We start from the raw sequence: 16318 nt of genomic DNA on the forward strand, positions 1-16318 counted from the left end.
GTGTCTCGATTTAGAGCTGCAGCCCCCTGAAATGGGTTGTTCAGGTGTTTAATCGGGACAGTTTGAATGGCTTTACAGGCATGTAAAGTCACGACCCGGACCGGCGGGGTCAAAAAGTTATTTGCAAAAAACCGGATTATCCTTAGAATATGCGGCCTTTCGGGCCTAGTGCCCGATGCTTGCATTATCAGTTTTGCAGCACCGACTACAGGAACGAAGTTTAATGGTAACCATCCGTCTAGCCCGTGGCGGCTCTAAAAAGCGCCCATTTTACCACCTCACCGTGACCAACAGCCGCAATGCGCGCGATGGTCGTTTCGTTGAGCGTGTTGGTTTCTTCAACCCAGTTGCATCGGGTAACGAAATCAAGCTGTCCGTAAACGAAGAACGCGTTACTTACTGGCTTGGCCAGGGTGCGCAGCCGTCTGAGCGTGTTGCTCAGCTGCTGAAGGAAAATGCTAAGGCTGCAGCCTAAGTATTTATGAGCACAACGCCAGCTCCAGCTGAAGACTTGGTTGTCCTCGGCAAGATCGTATCGGTGCATGGCGTGAAAGGCGACGTGAAGGTGTATTCCTTTACCGATCCGATCAATAACGTGCTCGATTATCCGCGTTGGACGCTTAGGCGTGACAACGAGGTTAAGCAAGTTGAAGTGGCCAATGGGCGCTTGCAAGGCAAGGTCCTGGTAGCGAAGTTGAAAGGTCTCGACGATCGCGAAGTTGCGCGTACTTACGCTGGCTTTGAGATTTGCGTGCCTCGCAACCAATTACCGGAACTAACCGATGGCGAGTTCTATTGGTATCAGTTGGAAGGTCTTAAGGTGATAGATCAAGCAGGGCAATTGCTCGGCAAGATTGACCATCTGTTTGAGACTGGCGCCAACGATGTGATGGTAGTCAAAGCCTGCGCCGACAGCCTTGATGATCGCGAACGCCTGTTGCCCTATACCGAGCAATGTGTGTTGTCGATTGATTTGAGTGCTGGCGAAATGCGGGTTGACTGGGATGCGGACTTTTAAGCGCCATGCCTAGCTTGCGCGTTGAAGTCATTACGTTGTTCCCGGAAATGTTTGCTGCCATCAGCGAATATGGCATTACCAGCCGTGCGGTGAAACAAGAGCTGTTGCAGCTTACTTGTTGGAATCCGCGGAGCTACACCAGCGATCGTCATCACACTGTGGATGATCGACCTTTTGGTGGCGGTCCAGGCATGGTGATGAAGATCAAGCCGCTTGAGGATGCTTTGCTCGACGCCAAGCATGCCGCAGGTGAAAAAGCGAAGGTGATTTACCTTTCGCCGCAAGGTCGCCAGCTGACTCAGTCAGCAGTACGCGAACTGGCAAACGAAGAGGCTTTTATCCTCATCGCAGGTCGCTACGAAGGCATCGATGAACGCTTTATTGAAGCGCATGTTGATGAAGAATGGTCGATTGGGGATTACGTCCTGTCTGGCGGTGAGCTGCCAGCCATGGTTCTGATCGATGCGGTAACGCGCCTTTTGCCTGGTGCATTAGGTCATGCAGGTTCGGCCGAGGAAGACTCCTTTACGGATGGCTTACTTGACTGCCCGCACTATACCCGCCCGGAGGTGTATGCGGATAAACGTGTTCCTGAGGTGCTGCTTAGCGGCAACCACGAACATATCCGGCGCTGGCGTTTGCAGCAGTCCCTTGGTAGGACGCACGAACGACGCGCTGATCTTCTGGATAGCCGCTCGCTTTCTGGGGAAGAGAACAAGCTGCTGGAGGAATACATCCGCCAGCGGGACGATAGTTAATGTATCGATGACAAGCCAGACCGCTTGTCTTAGGAGCGCAGCATGACCAACAAAATCATTCAGCAGATCGAAGCTGAGCAGATGAGCAAAGAAGTCCCTCCTTTTGCACCGGGCGACACCATTGTCGTTCAGGTAAAAGTTAAGGAAGGCGACCGTCAGCGTCTGCAGGCTTTCGAAGGCGTCGTAATCGCCAAGCGTAACCGTGGTCTGAGCAGTGCTTTCACTGTTCGTAAGATCTCCAACGGTGTAGGCGTTGAGCGTACTTTCCAGACCTACAGCCCGCTGGTTGACAGCTTGGCTGTTAAGCGTCGCGGTGACGTTCGTAAAGCTAAGCTTTACTACCTGCGTGACCTGTCTGGTAAGGCAGCACGCATCAAGGAAAAACTGTCGTAAGACGTTTTTCTTTGAAAAAAGGCAGCCTACGGGCTGCCTTTTTCGTTTAAGCATGATCAGTAGAGCGAGCGTCGCTTCATCCGTCCGCCACTTGGCTGCCGGATATTCGACTTCTGGTGGGCAAGCTTCGCGTTGTCACACCCTACAATGACTATGCTTCCTCAATACCAAACCACAGGCCGCTACGATGACCGCTCGTGAGCAAGAAATTCAACGCCGTATAGAACTCTCCACCACGCGCGTCGCCAAAGCCGTGTTCCCGCCGACAACTAATCACCACAACACGCTGTTTGGTGGTACCGCGTTGGCCTGGATGGATGAAGTTTCGTTTATTGCCGCGACACGTTTTTGTCGACGCTCGCTGGTGACAGTGTCTTCGGATCGCATCGACTTTAATCATGCAATTCCTGCGGGCTCGATTGTTGAGCTGGTTGGGCGGGTAATCAAGGTCGGCAATACCAGCCTCAAGGTTGAAGTCGAAGTCTTTGTTGAAAGCATGTATCAAGACGGTGTGGAGCGGGCAATTAGCGGTGTGTTCAGCTTCGTCGCCATCGATGACGACAAACGACCGGTACCGGTTTTACCCGATTTCCCGCAAGACGCATAAGCCGTCCACTGATACCAAAAAGGCGCCTAAATCGGCGCCTTTTTACCTTGTGCAACACTGTTGAGCTATTTGCCGTTACTGGTCGTTGCGGCAGGGGTTTCCGACTGCTTTGTGAGTTCGGTTTTGGCTGCAGGAGCGCTGGCTGGTTCGTCATCAATCAAAGACACTAGTGTCCAGCCGGCTTCAGGTTCAAAGTCTAGAGGTTGGGTGGCAACGTGGAGCCAGCCTTTAGGGTCTTTAGCCATCAGTAGTAAAGCACTGCTGCCATGCAGTTCTTGATATTCCTGCCAGCCGAACGCTGCCTTGAGAGTGGTGGTGCGGATTTCTGCGCCCTTGCTCAAGCGGCTGGCGAACTGTGGAAAGCTTATGGCTTCACTGCCTATGGAGCGCCCGCGTACACCGTCACTGCTGCGGTGCTTGTCCGAGCGGCGGCTGTCGGTTCCTGAGGGCAGGGTGAAGCGGTTCTTTGCGGCAAAGTCATGGCGGAAATGCATGCAGGCCAGCGCATTTAGTTCGCTTGAGGGCGATAACGCAATCAAGTGGCCAAGGCCGACAAGGTCCATGTTGGCTTCAGCGTGCTGTGAGGTTGGATTGCCGAAGTAGGCTGGCAGGTTGGCCATGCGAGCCGCGCGGGTGTTTTCCCAACTGGAGTCGGTCAGTAGCACTCGGTTGCCCAGGCTTTGCAGGGCTTTGCCCATGGCGCGGGCCACGGGGTTTGCACCCACAATCAAGAAGCCGCTGGGTGCAGGTTCAGCAACTTTCAACAGTCGCGCCAATGGCCGCGCAGTGGCGCTTTGCAGCACTACGGTGCCGATGATCACCAGAAAGGTCAGTGGCACAAGTAACACTGCTTGCTCATCGCCTGCTTCTTGTAGGCGCAGGGCGAAGATTGCTGAAACGGCTGCCGCAACAATGCCTCGCGGGGCAATCCACGCCAGTAAGCTGCGTTCGCGCCAGTTCAGGTTCGAGCCGAGGGTGCAGGCAAATACGCTTAGCGGGCGGGCGATAAACTGAATAATTGCCAGTAATACCAAGGTCACCGGGCCTAGCGCGATCAATGCATTAAGGTCCAGGCGTGCGGCGAGCAGAATAAATAGCCCGGAAATCAGCAAGACACTGAGGTTTTCCTTGAAATGGAGGATTTGCCGCACATCCACTCCGCGCATGTTGGCCAGCCACATGCCCATGACGGTCACGGCCAGCAGGCCAGACTCGTGCATCAATTGGTTGGAGGTGATGAAAATACCCAGTACGGCGGCCAGGGAGGCGAGGTTGTGCAGGTATTCAGGAAGCCAGTGGCGCTTGAGCACCTGGCCAAATAGCCAGCCGCCAACCACGCCGAGAAACGCACCGGTGCCAATCACCGCGCCGAATGTTGACAGGCTGTGGCCCCACGGGCTGCCGTCCTCAATGCTGACGATAAAACTGAAAACCACAACCGCCAGCAGTGCGCCGATGGGGTCGATGGCGATACCTTCCCAGCGCAGAATATTGGCGATCGAGGCTTTGGGGCGCACCACACGCAACATCGGCACGATAACTGTTGGTCCTGTGACGAGTGTCAGGGTGCCGAACAGGAGCGCCAACTCCCAGCTGAAACCGAGCAAATAGTGGGTCGCACAGGCGATGACTGCCCAGGTGATCAGCGCGCCCCATGTCACCAGGCGGTGAACCACAGTGCCGATCTCTTTCCATTCGGACATGTGCAGCGTCAGGCTGCCTTCAAACAGAATCAGCGCGACAGCCAGCGATACAAGCGGGAATAGTAAGTCACCAAACAATGCTTGAGGGTCGAGAACTCCAGTGATGGGGCCTGCCAGCAAACCACTTAACAATAAAAATAAAATCGCAGGCAAACGCAGGCGCCAAGCTAGCCATTGACTGGCCAAAGCTGCTGCGCCGATGCCTCCAAGAGCAAATAATATTTGTGTTTCGTTCATCAAGACTCCTTGTCACTGGTGCAGCGTTACGTGCTATGGAAGACTAAAGCGCATGCCACATTAAAGCAGTTACTTATGCCGACGCTAGAACATCAACTGATCGACCGATTCCTTGAAGCATTATGGTTCGAAAAAGGCCTTTCTGTGCACACTCGCGATGCATATCGGAGTGATTTAGCGCACTTCAATGCCTGGCTCGATTCGCGTGGTTTGGCGCTAGAGTCGGCTGGCCGCGATGTGATTCTGGATCACTTGGCCTGGCGCCTGAATGAAGGTTACAAGGCGCGTTCTACTGCACGGTTTTTATCGGGCTTGCGTGGCTTCTACCGGTATTTATTGCGTGAAGGAATGATTAGCCAAGACCCGACCCTGCAGATCGATTTGCCTCAATTGGGCCGTCCTTTACCTAAATCGTTATCCGAGGCCGACGTTGAGGCGCTGCTGGCCGCGCCTGAGCTGGATGACCCCATTGGCTTGCGCGATCGTGCCATGCTTGAGGTGCTCTACGCCTGTGGCTTACGGGTGACCGAGTTGATTAGCCTGACGCTCGAACAGGTTAATCTGCGTCAAGGTGTACTCCGGGTATTTGGTAAGGGCAGCAAGGAGCGGCTGGTGCCGTTGGGCGAGGAAGCGATTCTATGGATTGAGCGCTACGTCAAAGAGGCGCGAGCGTTTTTGCTCGATGGCAAGCCGAGTGATGTGCTGTTTCCCAGCTCCCGTGGTGAGCAAATGACCCGCCAGACCTTTTGGCATCGCATCAAGCACCAAGCCAAGGTCGCCGGCATCGCTAAATCATTGTCACCGCACACGCTCAGGCATGCGTTTGCCACGCACTTACTCAATCATGGTGCCGACCTGCGCGTGGTGCAAATGCTGCTGGGCCACAGCGATCTATCGACCACACAAATTTACACGCACATTGCCCGTGCCCGCCTCCAGGAGTTGCATGCGGTTCATCATCCACGCGGATAAGCCTGTTTGGCGGCGCCCCGCGGGCCTGAATTATGATAGTCTCCAGCCTCCGAAATTTGCGCTGCTCTGTAGGAGAACTCATGCGCTTGACCCGAATTATTGCAACAGCCGCATTGGCACTGTTAAGCAGCATGGCGTTTGCCGACGAGGCTGAACAGGCTATCCGCAAAACACTGGATACCCTGCAGATCGATGTTCCGGTAGAAAGCATCGTTGCAAGCCCGCTTAAAGGCTTATACGAAGTTAAGCTCGAAGGTGGTCGGGTGATCTATGCCAGCGCCGACGGCCAGTTTGTGATGCAGGGCTATTTGTTCCAGATGCAAAATGGCGCGCCGGTCAACTTGACCGAAAAAGCCGAAAGCCAGGGTATCGCCAAGGTCATCAACGCTATTCCGCAAGCGGAAATGGTGGTTTACCCGGCGGTTGGCAAGGCCAAGACCCACATCACGGTGTTTACCGATACCACGTGCCCGTACTGCCACAAGTTGCATGGCGAAGTGGCAGAGCTGAATAAGCAAGGTATCGAGGTGCGCTATGTTGCGTTCCCACGTCAGGGTTTAGGCTCGGCGGGCGACAAGCAGCTACAAGCAGTCTGGTGTTCCAAGGATCGCCGCGAGGCCATGGATAAAATGGTTCAAGGTGACAATGTAACGGCTGCAGCTTGCTCGAACCCGGTCTCCAAGCAGTTTGCTTTGGGCCAGTCTATCGGTGTACGTGGTACTCCGGCTGTAGTGCTTGCCGATGGTCAGTTGATCCCAGGTTATCAACCTGCCGCTCAGCTCGGTGCCAAGGCACTCGCCGCCCAGTAATCTCCAGGGTTCTTTGGTCGTGGAGTGGGGCAGATTGACTATTACTTAGCCGCTTCGTAATGTGCGGCTCTCTTTTTATGCGACCGGCCTATGAGTCGGTCGTTTTGTGCAGTACAGATGGGAGTTCAGTGTGAAACCGGTCAAAGTAGGCATTTGTGGTTTAGGTACTGTCGGTGGCGGTACATTCAACGTGCTCAAGCGTAATGCCGAGGAAATCTCGCGGCGTGCTGGGCGTGGTATTGAAGTGGCGCAGATTGCGCAGCGTTCAGCTAACCCGCAATGCGACACGACCGGTACTGCAATTACCAACGATGTCTTCGAATTGGTCAGCAACCCCGAGATTGAAGTGGTTGTCGAACTGATTGGCGGCAGCACAATCGCCCGCGACGTGGTGCTCAAGGCCATTGAAAACGGCAAGCACGTGGTGACCGCAAACAAGGCGCTGATCGCTGTGCACGGCAATGAGATTTTTGCCAAGGCCCGCGAGAAAGGCGTGATCGTTGCGTTTGAAGCCGCGGTTGCTGGCGGCATTCCAGTGATCAAGGCGATCCGTGAGGGTTTGGCGGCTAACCGTATCAACTGGCTGGCTGGCATCATCAACGGCACGGGTAACTTCATCCTCAGCGAGATGCGTGAGAAAGGCCGTGCCTTTGCTGATGTGCTGTCTGAAGCGCAAGCGCTGGGTTATGCCGAAGCAGACCCGACCTTTGATGTCGAAGGCATTGATGCGGCGCACAAGCTGACCATTTTAGCGTCGATTGCCTTTGGTATTCCGCTGCAATTCGACAAAGCCTACACCGAAGGCATCACCAAGCTGACCACCGCTGACGTCAATTACGCCGATGCTCTGGGTTATCGCATCAAGCACCTGGGTGTGGCGCGTCGCACCGAGGCTGGCATCGAGTTGCGTGTGCACCCGACGCTGATCCCGGCTGATCGCCTGATCGCCAACGTCAATGGCGTAATGAACGCAGTCATGGTCAACGGTGATGCAGTGGGCTCGACGCTGTACTACGGTGCTGGTGCTGGTATGGAGCCAACGGCTTCGTCAGTGGTTGCTGATCTGGTTGACGTAGTGCGCGCCCTGACTACCGACCCAACCAACCACGTGCCGCATCTGGCCTTCCAGCCAGATTCACTGTCTGATCATCCGATCCTGCCGATCAGTGCCTGTGAGAGTGCTTATTACCTGCGCATTCAAGCCAAGGATCGTCCGGGTGTTCTGGCTCAAGTGGCGAGCATCTTGTCGGCGCGTGGTATCAACATCGAATCAATCATGCAGAAAGAAGTCGAAGAGCATGACGGTTTGGTGCCAATGATCCTGGTTACGCACCGTGTCGTTGAAGCGCAAATCGATGAAGCAATCACCGCGCTCGAAGCGTTGGATGATATTGCTGGCAGCGTTGTGCGCATCCGCGTCGAACAACTGGTCTAAGGGGAATCGTTATGCGTTATATCAGCACTCGCGGTCAGGCCCCGGCCCTGAATTTTGAAGATGTACTGCTGACCGGCCTGGCCAGTGACGGCGGCCTGTATGTGCCGGAAAACTTGCCACGCTTTACCCAGGAAGAAATCGCCTCGTGGGCGGGATTGCCTTACCACGAACTGGCATTCCGAGTGATGCGCCCATTCGTGACCGGCAGTATCCCGGATGCGGATTTCAAGAAAATCCTCGAAGAAACCTACGGGGTATTTGCCCACAGCGCTGTTGCGCCATTGCGCCAACTGAACGGCAATGAGTGGGTGTTGGAGCTGTTTCATGGCCCAACATTGGCATTCAAAGATTTCGCCCTGCAATTACTCGGTCGCTTGCTCGATTACGTGCTGGAAAAGCGTGGCGAGCGCGTAGTGATCATGGGTGCTACCTCGGGTGATACCGGTTCTGCTGCGATTGAGGGCTGTCGTCGTTGTGAGAACGTCGATATCTTCATTCTGCATCCGCATAATCGCGTATCCGAAGTTCAGCGTCGGCAGATGACCACCATCGCTGGCGAGAACATCCATAACATCGCCGTCGAAGGTAACTTTGATGACTGCCAGGAGATGGTCAAGGACAGCTTTGCTGACCAAAGCTTTCTCAAAGGTACGCGCTTAGTCGCAGTCAACTCGATCAATTGGGCGCGGATCATGGCCCAGATCGTGTACTACTTCCATGCATCCCTGCAGCTCGGTGGTCCGGCGCGCTCGGTGGCATTCTCGGTGCCAACCGGCAACTTCGGCGACATCTTTGCCGGCTACCTGGCGCGCAACATGGGCCTGCCAATCAGTCAGCTGATTGTTGCGACCAACCGTAATGACATCCTGCATCGCTTTATGAGCGGTAATCAGTACGTCAAAGACACCTTGCACCCAACGCTGTCGCCGTCGATGGATATCATGGTTTCGTCGAACTTTGAGCGACTGTTGTTTGATATGCACGGCCGTAACGGTGCGGCGATTGCTGAATTGATGGCCAACTTCAAGAAGGGCGGTGGTTTCAGCGTCGAGCAGGATCGCTGGACCGAAACCCGCAAGTTGTTTGATTCGCTGGCAGTGGACGATACCGAAACCTGCGAAACCATCGCAGACGTCTACAAGGAATGCGGTGAGTTGCTTGACCCGCATACGGCGATTGGGGTCAAGGCAGCGCGTGAGTGCCGCCGTAGCCTGAGCGTGCCAATGGTTATTCTCGGTACTGCACACCCGGTTAAATTCCCGGAGGCGGTTGAGAAAGCCAGCATCGGCCAAGCCCCTGTGTTGCCGCCACACTTGGCTGACCTGTTCGAGCGTGACGAACGCTGCACAGTGCTGGCCAATGACCTGAAAGCGGTTCAGGGCTTTGTTTCCGCTCACGGTAATCGCGGCAAGCCGCTCTAAACGATCTGCGTTTTAAGTTGCGCCAAAAAAGGCCGGTAACCATAAGGGTTACCGGCCTTTTTTATGGCGGTTATTTACATTTAACCAAGATTTTTAATCAACTGCGCACGCGATACTTGTTAGGGTAGTTGCCATCGCATCGAAAGCTGTCGCCTGGGGGCGTTTTCGTGTACTGCCCGCAAGGGCTGAACTGGAGGGGCTGCCATGTCGCTGCGTAATGCTGTCCAGCTAATTTGTTATCCCAATCGGTTGGGTAATAATCTTGCTGACCTATATACCGTTATCGATCGCTACTTGGGCGATACCATTGGTGGCGTGCATATTCTGCCGCTGTATCCATCCAATGCCGACAGTGGATTTTCACCACTGACTCACGCTGAAGTCGATCCGGCATTTGGTACTTGGGAGGATGTTGAGCGCATCACCGCACGCTATGACCTGTGCTTGGACCTGACCATCAATCATATTTCCGATGAGTCGGTGGAGTTCAAGGACTTCCTGAAAAACGGCGCAGCCTCAGCCTATGCTGATCTGTTTGTGCAGGTCGATCGATTAGGGCCAATCAGCCCTGAAGATCTGGCGCTGATCCATATTCGTAAAGAAAAAGAGCCATTTCGCGAGGTGCAGTTTGCCAATGGCGAGCGCGGACGTGTGTGGTGCACTTTCACCGAGCAGCAAATTGACCTCGATTACACCGCAGCGCATACCTATCAGTTGATGGAGGGCTATATCGCCTTTCTTGCGGCGCGTGGGGTCAAGTTGTTCCGTCTCGATGCATTCGGCTATACCACCAAACGCATAGGTAGCAGCTGTTTTTTGGTTGAGCCTGAGGTTTATCGGATTCTCGAATGGTTCCGCGATACCACGCAGAAGTACGGTGCGGAAACCCTGCCCGAAGTACACGATCACACCAGTTATCAGTACGCCATTTCCCGGCGTGGTATGCGCCCGTACGCCTTCGCATTACCGCCACTGATGCTGCATTGCCTGCTTGAAGGCAGCAGCCGTTACCTGAAGAACTGGTTGCGTATGAGCCCGCGCAACCAGGTGACGGTGCTTGATACGCACGATGGTATTTGTATTCCTGATGTTGAGGGCGTGTTACCAGAAGATCAAATTAAGGCATTGATCGCCAATGTCTCCGAGCGCAGTGCCGACCCGATTATGCGCCGCTCGGCGGTGAATGTGCACAGTGTCGGTGCCATCTATCAACTGACCTGCACTTTCTATGAAGCACTGCAGTGTGATGACGATGCTTATATCGTTGCCCGCGCCATCCAGTTTTTTACCCCGGGTATCCCACAAGTCTATTACGTCGGTTTGCTGGCCGGGGCCAATGATTATGATTTGCTGGAAAGCGGTGGCGAGGCGCGCGATATCAATCGCCACTACTACAGCCTTGAAGAAATAGAGCAGGAAATGCAGCGGCCGGTGGTTCAGCGCCTGCTCGAACTCATGCGTTTTCGCAGTAACTATCCTGCATTTTCAGGCCGCTTTGAGCTCAACTCGTCAATTGACAGTCGAGTATTGATGGGGTGGCGCCATGGCGAGTTTTATTGCCGGCTGGACATCGACTTGATCGCCAAGACCGCAGTCATCAATTACCGTGATGTTGAGGCTTGTTGCGAGCGTGAGATGCAGTGCTAGAAACGACAAGGGCTCACCGAGTGAGCCCTTGTCGCAGTGGGGATTCTGCAGCAGAGAACCTGCTGTAGATTGACGTGACAGTGGCCTAAGTTATCAGCTCATCATCGATACAATCACGAATGTGCCGGCGATCGCGACCCCTGAAATACCTAGCCAGATGATCAAGTAACCCATGATATCCCGGGCTGAGAGCCCAGCAACGCCCAGCAACGGCAGGGCCCAGAACGGTTGGATTTGATTAGTCCAGCCGTCACCCCACGTGAATGCCATGATGGTTTGCGCCGGATCTGCACCCAAGGCGTGGGCCGCATTCATCATGATAGGACCTTGGATCGCCCACTGGCCGCCACCGGAGGGGATAAAGAAGTTGACGATGCCCGCGCAGAGGAATGTCAGCAAGGGGAAGGTTTCTGGTGTGGCGATGTGAATGATCGCCTCAGAGAATTCCGTCACCAGCCCGGAGCCGGTCATCATTCCGGCAATCCCTGCGTAAAGCGGGAACTGCACAATAATGCCACTGCCGGCAGTCACTGCCTTGCTGGCTGCCTTGGTGTAAGAGGCCGAGTTTTTGTGCAGTATCAGCCCGAGCGCGAGAAAGAACAGAATGATGGTATTGAGGTTTACGTTGAAGCCTTTGTCGATGATCTGTCCAACCAAATAGGCCGCGGCTATACAGCCCAGGAAAAAGATCGGCCAGCGACTGTGTTCAAGGCGATCAGAGGGAGTCATGCCTTTTTTGCTGATGGGGGCATCGTCTTGCACATCCTCATCGGTATCTTGCAGACGGATGATGTCCTTGGGCTGCTTTTGCAGCAAAAAGAAACCTACCAGTAATACCAGCAGCAACAGGGTGAGGATGATGTTCCAGCTTGAGTAAAGCGTTTGCGAGACGGGAATGATGCCTAGGGTGTCTTCCATGAAATGGCCTGGCGTCGCGATAACCAGCGGAATCGAGGACGATGGCCCGCGCACCAACTCGCCACCATATGCGGCCGCCACGATCAACGGGAAGTGAATCGCCACGCGTTTACCCATTTCCCGGGCAAGGATGGCGCCCGCCACCATACCAAAGCCCCAGTTGAGGTAATAACAGACAAAGCTGACCACAATGGTCAAAACCAATGCTTGTTTTGGGGTGTTGGCGTGCTTGGTAAGACCGCTGAGCATGGCTTGGACTGCCGGGCTCAATGCGAGTACATAACCGGTCAGCAGTACGAGCACCATCTGCATGCCGAAGGTAAACAGTTTAGAGAAGCCATCTCCCCAATAACTGGCCATGTCCATGGGTGATTGGCCCGTGATTCCAACTCCCATCAGCAGCACAATAAAGGTCAGCAGGACTGCCAATAGAAAGGCGCTAGGCAGATAACGCTGCACCATTTTTACAGAGAAATTAGTTATCGCTTCCATCAGAAATCCTGTTGTTTTTATGGTGATTGCAATTGGTTGCAAGGGTATAAGCAGACGGCCTCTACTCGTCGGGGTGTTTGGCTTTTAGAGAAATTTTCACATCTTGTGATAGGGGGCAGCCTTTGGCGGTACGGCTGGTTGCCTCATTTATCATATGGTTCGCTATACGAACATATGTTTGCTTAACGAACACAATGCGCGATCATCTTTCTCAGGTCAATACTTTCCAGGTCGCGCTTGCAAAATGCATGTTCGTAAGGCGAACAAATGCTAGAGTTCTGCCCGCTCGAGAGGGTGTATGTGTAGCGATCAAGGAGAAACGATGGACGACAAGGTGCTTCAGCCAGATGACCGGGATTACGTGAGTGCATTGGCTTCCGGGTTGAAGGTTTTACTGGCATTCGATGCGGATCACCCACGAATGACGTTGAGTGAAGTGGCTGCCCGCACGACCATGGATCGCGCTAAAGCCAGACGATTTCTACTCACCTTGCATTCACTGGGGTATATGCGTCGCAGTGGCCGTCAGTTCGAGCTGACGCCGCAGGTGTTGCAGCTCGGCCATGCATATCAGGCATCGAATCAATACAGTACGGTGATTCAGCACTACCTGCAGGACATCACCTCGGAGCTTGGCGAGTCGTCTTCTTTAACCGTTCTCGACGGTAACGATGTGGTCTATGTGACTCGCTCCGCCGCGCCGCACCGACTGATGGCGATCACTCTTGTGGCGGGGACCCGATTGCCCGCCGCCTATACTTCAATGGGCAGGGTATTGCTCGCGCAGATGACTAACCAGGCGTTGCAAGCCTTTGTCGAGCGTGTACCGTTGGAGTCGCATACGGCGTTTTCGATCACCGATAAAGACGCATTGCGTGAAGAAATTAGTAAGATTCGAACTCAAGGCTACGCCATGGTCGATCAGGAACTGGACCTTGGCTTGCGTTCGGTGGCCGTGCCTGTATTTGCCGGCAATGGTGATTTGCTGGGGGCTATCAATATCAGCACCAATGCCTCACGGGTGCCCACTGAAGTCCTTCTGAATGATTATCTGCCCAAGCTTCAGCGGGTTGCGCAAACTGTGCGTACTGTCATTCGCTCAGCCTTGGGCTGAGCTTTTTGACGAAAATTGCACCGTTGCAAGATTGTCTCGATCAGCTCGCAGAGTGGTTTTCTAATTCGCGGCAAGCAGGGCAGCTTGCCTCGATTTCAATAGGCAGCAGGTTGCTTGCGTGCAACCGCTTACCTGCCTCTTACCTAAAACCGCTCGATTCAGCTTTACATGCCAAGCAGTGGTGGTGGGCAGCGCTGATACCACTGCGTGGCCTGTTCATAAGCATAGGCCAGTTGCAGTACTGCCATGTCTGCTTGATGTCGACCTATGATCTGCATACCCATTGGCAAACCCTGCTCATTGAAGCCAACCGGCACATTCGCCACCGGACAACCGGAGAGGGTGCCGGGAATCACCACTTCCATCCAGCGGTGATAGGTGTCCATGGCAATGCCTTCGATTTCTTTAGGCCAGTCGAGGGTCTTGTCAAACGGGAACACCTGCGCGCTGGGCAGCAACAGATAATCGTATTTCTCGAACAGGCGACTGATGGCCCGATACCAGTCGGTACGCGCGGCAGAGGCGCGATACACATCCATCGCCGAAAGGGCTAACCCCCCTTCGATTTCCCAGCAGGCCTCGGGCTTTAATTGGGCGCGTTGTTGTGGGTCGGCATAGCGGCTACCGAGTGAACCCGCAACCAGCCAATGGCGTAGGGTGCACCAGGTGCTCCATAACCGCTCGGGGGCATAATCCGTGTGGGCATCTTCGACATGACAACCCAGCGCTTCGAAGTCTCCAAGGGCGCGTTTGCACAAATCAAGCACACCGTGTTGCATTGGCAAGTAGCCGTTAAAGTCACCCAGCCAGCCGAGTCGTGCACCTTTGACGTCACACTCCAGCGAACTTGCGAATTGGGTGCCCGGCTCGCTGATCGACAAGGGGGAGCGTGAGTCGCCGCCGGCTTGCGTTGACAGGAGCAGGGCGACATCACGCACGCTGCGCCCCATCGGCCCTTCATAGCCTAACTGATCAATAAATAAATCAGCGCTGTCATCAAATGGAACCCGGCCTTGTGAGGGGCGAAAACCAATGATGTTGTTGAATGCAGCAGGGTTGCGCAGCGAACCCATCATGTCACTGCCGTCGGCCACTGGCACCAGTTGCAAGGCCAGCGCCGCTCCGGCTCCGCCGCTACTGCCACCGGCCGTGCAGCTAGGATCATAAGCGCAGCCGGTGACGCCGAACACGGGGTTATAACTGTGTGAACCCAGACCGAATTCGGGTGTATTGGTTTTACCGATAATGATGGCGCCAGCCGCACGGATACGCTCGACCATGATGCCATCGTGATCAGGTATATGGTCGCGGAACAAAGGTGAGCCCAAGGTGGTGCGAATACCCTTGGTCAGTGACAAATCCTTGATCGCATGGGGCAGACCATGCATCCAACCGTGGTATTCCCCGCGCGCTAACTCGTTGTCACGCTCGTCGGCCTGAGCTAGAAGGGTTTCTTCCGGTTGTAGGCTGACGATGGCGTTTACTGCCGGGTTGAATCGCTCGATATGCGCAAGGTAATCGCTCATCACTTCACGGCAGGACACTTGACGCAGGCGGATGCGTTCAGCCAATTCGTGGGCCTGAAGTTGAACCAGTTCGCTGATATTTTGGTTCTTGCTCATTAGGTCTCGCTCAGGAAAGCAGTTATGAAAGAGCGCCCAGCCGCGTCCGCAAGAAACGTGGGCGCAGAGCTCAGCGTTGTGTAAATGGAGGGCAGTGTTGCTCAGGTGGATATTTGCCCTCACCGCAGAGGCTTAACGCATTAAGTTGGTCCATAGCCTGTCGGCCAGACGGATCGAGTCTTTGCCGCAGGTCTGGCTGAATACAACCTTGGTGCCTTCGGGGATTTGCAGCTCTGGCGCTGTTTTTAGATCCGCATCAAGGAAGGCCTCGGAACCTTTGAACGGGCTCTGATGTTTAAGAAAGTTCTGCGTCATCGCCGAATTTTCAGGCTGGCTCATGAAGGCGATGAACGTGCGCGCGGCGTCTGGATTGTTGGCGCCTTTGGGGATCACCAAATTGTCTACCCAAGCCATGACACCTTCCTTGGGGTAAAGGTATTTCAGACTCGGCTTCATCTCCCGCGCGCGCAACGAGGAACCGCCCCAGAACAACGACATTGAGGTTTCCCCAGCAGCCAAGTTTTCGCGAATAGAGCCCGCCTTGGAGCTGTAGGTTTTGACAAAGGGCTTCTGCGCTTTGAGTAGATTGAGGATCTGCTGGACCTGCTTTGGGTCTTCGCTGCATTGTGGAAGCCCCAAGTACAGGCTCGCTGTGTCCATCACGTCACTGACCGAGTCGAGCATGTTGATCTTGTCCTGCAGCTCTTTTGGCGGCTGGAATAGCACCGAGTAGCTATCCATCGGACCATTGTATTTCGCGGTGTCGAGTACCACGCTGGTGGTGCCCCAGATAAATGGCACCGAATAGCCACCTTGCGGGTCCCAGCTCGGCTTTTGCAGGTTGTCGCTCAGGTTTGCATAGTACGGCTGCTGGACTGGATCGAAGCGTTCAAGTAGGCCTTCATGGACCAGAATGGGAACGAACTGGTGCGAGGGAATGGCTACATCGTAACCACTACCGCCTTGTTTGAGCTTGGCCAGCAGGGTTTCGTTGGAGTCATATGAGTCCACGTTAACCTTGATTCCGGTTTGCTTCTCAAATTTTTCAATGATTGGTACAGAGAAATAACCGCTCCAACTAATCACATTCACACTTTGATCGGCGTGCGCAGCGTTGGCCAAACTCAGGGTCATAACGGCCGCGATGGCAGTAATTGACTTGTGCATAAGTG

At 54.4% G+C, this 16318-nt stretch carries 15 protein-coding genes; 11 read left to right on the forward strand and 4 right to left on the reverse strand.

Annotation, left to right across the window (positions count from 1 at the left end; all coding sequences use genetic code 11):
* The first annotated feature begins 223 nt into the window (after positions 1-223).
* The 5 genes from rpsP (at position 224) to B9K09_RS06840 (ending at position 2776) form a co-directional block, all read left to right on the forward strand.
* Positions 224-475 carry a 30S ribosomal protein S16 gene (gene rpsP / locus B9K09_RS06820; protein ID WP_010484678.1) on the forward strand — a complete coding sequence of 84 codons (252 nt, stop codon included), beginning with the start codon at positions 224-226 and terminating at the stop codon, positions 473-475.
* A gap of 6 nt (positions 476-481) precedes the next feature.
* Positions 482-1018, forward strand: a complete 537-nt coding sequence (gene rimM, locus B9K09_RS06825) for a ribosome maturation factor RimM (RefSeq protein ID WP_087516099.1) — start codon at positions 482-484, stop codon at positions 1016-1018.
* Positions 1019-1023: 5 nt separating this feature from the next.
* Positions 1024-1776 carry a tRNA (guanosine(37)-N1)-methyltransferase TrmD gene (trmD, locus tag B9K09_RS06830; protein WP_087516100.1) on the forward strand — a complete coding sequence of 251 codons (753 nt, stop codon included), beginning with the start codon at positions 1024-1026 and terminating at the stop codon, positions 1774-1776.
* Between the two features lie 42 nt (positions 1777-1818).
* The gene (rplS, locus tag B9K09_RS06835; RefSeq protein WP_087516101.1) at positions 1819-2169 is read left to right on the forward strand and encodes a 50S ribosomal protein L19; all 351 of its coding nucleotides are present in this window, start codon (positions 1819-1821) and stop codon (positions 2167-2169) included.
* 187 nt (positions 2170-2356) lie between these two features.
* Positions 2357-2776, forward strand: a complete 420-nt coding sequence (locus tag B9K09_RS06840) for an acyl-CoA thioesterase (protein ID WP_087516102.1) — start codon at positions 2357-2359, stop codon at positions 2774-2776.
* A gap of 65 nt (positions 2777-2841) precedes the next feature.
* On the opposite strand, the gene B9K09_RS06845 is transcribed toward B9K09_RS06840, so the two are convergent.
* The gene (locus B9K09_RS06845; protein ID WP_087516103.1) at positions 2842-4716 is read right to left on the reverse strand and encodes a sodium:proton antiporter; all 1875 of its coding nucleotides are present in this window, start codon (positions 4714-4716) and stop codon (positions 2842-2844) included.
* 75 nt (positions 4717-4791) lie between these two features.
* Here B9K09_RS06845 and xerD point away from each other — a divergent pair, with 75 nt between their 5' ends.
* From xerD to gtfA, 5 genes are all read left to right on the forward strand, one after another.
* Complete coding sequence (gene xerD / locus B9K09_RS06850) at positions 4792-5688, forward strand: site-specific tyrosine recombinase XerD (RefSeq protein WP_087516104.1); 897 nt, start codon at positions 4792-4794, stop codon at positions 5686-5688.
* An 80-nt stretch (positions 5689-5768) separates the two neighbouring features.
* Entirely contained in the window at positions 5769-6497 is a 729-nt protein-coding gene (gene dsbC, locus B9K09_RS06855) for a bifunctional protein-disulfide isomerase/oxidoreductase DsbC (RefSeq protein WP_087516105.1), read from the forward strand.
* A 130-nt stretch (positions 6498-6627) separates the two neighbouring features.
* Positions 6628-7932, forward strand: coding sequence for a homoserine dehydrogenase (locus B9K09_RS06860; protein WP_087516106.1), 1305 nt, complete (start codon positions 6628-6630; stop codon positions 7930-7932).
* 11 nt (positions 7933-7943) lie between these two features.
* Positions 7944-9353 (forward strand): threonine synthase, encoded by a 1410-nt coding sequence (gene thrC / locus B9K09_RS06865; protein ID WP_087516107.1) that lies wholly within the window; start codon positions 7944-7946, stop codon positions 9351-9353.
* 204 nt (positions 9354-9557) lie between these two features.
* Positions 9558-11000: a sucrose phosphorylase gene (gene gtfA, locus B9K09_RS06870; protein WP_087516108.1), complete on the forward strand. Its 1443-nt coding sequence runs from the start codon at positions 9558-9560 to the stop codon at positions 10998-11000.
* A gap of 93 nt (positions 11001-11093) precedes the next feature.
* Here gtfA and B9K09_RS06875 read toward each other — a convergent pair whose 3' ends face one another.
* Positions 11094-12410 carry a short-chain fatty acid transporter gene (locus B9K09_RS06875; protein WP_087516109.1) on the reverse strand — a complete coding sequence of 439 codons (1317 nt, stop codon included), beginning with the start codon at positions 12408-12410 and terminating at the stop codon, positions 11094-11096.
* Between the two features lie 322 nt (positions 12411-12732).
* On the opposite strand from B9K09_RS06875, the gene B9K09_RS06880 reads away from it, so the two are divergent.
* Positions 12733-13524: an IclR family transcriptional regulator C-terminal domain-containing protein gene (locus tag B9K09_RS06880; protein ID WP_087516110.1), complete on the forward strand. Its 792-nt coding sequence runs from the start codon at positions 12733-12735 to the stop codon at positions 13522-13524.
* Between the two features lie 164 nt (positions 13525-13688).
* Here B9K09_RS06880 and B9K09_RS06885 read toward each other — a convergent pair whose 3' ends face one another.
* Together B9K09_RS06885 and B9K09_RS06890 are read right to left on the reverse strand one after the other, a co-directional pair.
* On the reverse strand, positions 13689-15146 hold the full coding sequence (locus tag B9K09_RS06885) for an amidase (RefSeq protein WP_087516111.1): 1458 nt from the start codon (positions 15144-15146) through the stop codon (positions 13689-13691).
* 132 nt (positions 15147-15278) lie between these two features.
* On the reverse strand, positions 15279-16313 hold the full coding sequence (locus B9K09_RS06890; RefSeq protein WP_087516112.1) for an extracellular solute-binding protein: 1035 nt from the start codon (positions 16311-16313) through the stop codon (positions 15279-15281).
* Between the last annotated feature and the right edge of the window lie 5 nt (positions 16314-16318).

This window comes from Pseudomonas sp. M30-35 (genome assembly GCF_002163625.1).
In the GTDB taxonomy this organism is placed as follows: domain Bacteria; phylum Pseudomonadota; class Gammaproteobacteria; order Pseudomonadales; family Pseudomonadaceae; genus Aquipseudomonas.

Excerpts from the sequence above, each read along its gene's own strand:
- B9K09_RS06840 (WP_087516102.1), top strand. The coding sequence starts at position 2,357 with ATGACCGCTCGTGAGCAAGAAATTCAACGCCGTATAGAACTCTCCACC.
- dsbC (WP_087516105.1), top strand. The coding sequence starts at position 5,769 with ATGCGCTTGACCCGAATTATTGCAACAGCCGCATTGGCACTGTTAAGC.
- B9K09_RS06885 (WP_087516111.1), bottom strand. The coding sequence starts at position 15,146 with ATGAGCAAGAACCAAAATATCAGCGAACTGGTTCAACTTCAGGCCCAC.
- xerD (WP_087516104.1), top strand. The coding sequence starts at position 4,792 with ATGCCGACGCTAGAACATCAACTGATCGACCGATTCCTTGAAGCATTA.
- gtfA (WP_087516108.1), top strand. The coding sequence starts at position 9,558 with ATGTCGCTGCGTAATGCTGTCCAGCTAATTTGTTATCCCAATCGGTTG.
- thrC (WP_087516107.1), top strand. The coding sequence starts at position 7,944 with ATGCGTTATATCAGCACTCGCGGTCAGGCCCCGGCCCTGAATTTTGAA.
- B9K09_RS06890 (WP_087516112.1), bottom strand. The coding sequence starts at position 16,313 with ATGCACAAGTCAATTACTGCCATCGCGGCCGTTATGACCCTGAGTTTG.
- rimM (WP_087516099.1), top strand. The coding sequence starts at position 482 with ATGAGCACAACGCCAGCTCCAGCTGAAGACTTGGTTGTCCTCGGCAAG.
- rpsP (WP_010484678.1), top strand. The coding sequence starts at position 224 with ATGGTAACCATCCGTCTAGCCCGTGGCGGCTCTAAAAAGCGCCCATTT.
- B9K09_RS06875 (WP_087516109.1), bottom strand. The coding sequence starts at position 12,410 with ATGGAAGCGATAACTAATTTCTCTGTAAAAATGGTGCAGCGTTATCTG.
- rplS (WP_087516101.1), top strand. The coding sequence starts at position 1,819 with ATGACCAACAAAATCATTCAGCAGATCGAAGCTGAGCAGATGAGCAAA.
- B9K09_RS06845 (WP_087516103.1), bottom strand. The coding sequence starts at position 4,716 with ATGAACGAAACACAAATATTATTTGCTCTTGGAGGCATCGGCGCAGCA.
- trmD (WP_087516100.1), top strand. The coding sequence starts at position 1,024 with ATGCCTAGCTTGCGCGTTGAAGTCATTACGTTGTTCCCGGAAATGTTT.
- B9K09_RS06880 (WP_087516110.1), top strand. The coding sequence starts at position 12,733 with ATGGACGACAAGGTGCTTCAGCCAGATGACCGGGATTACGTGAGTGCA.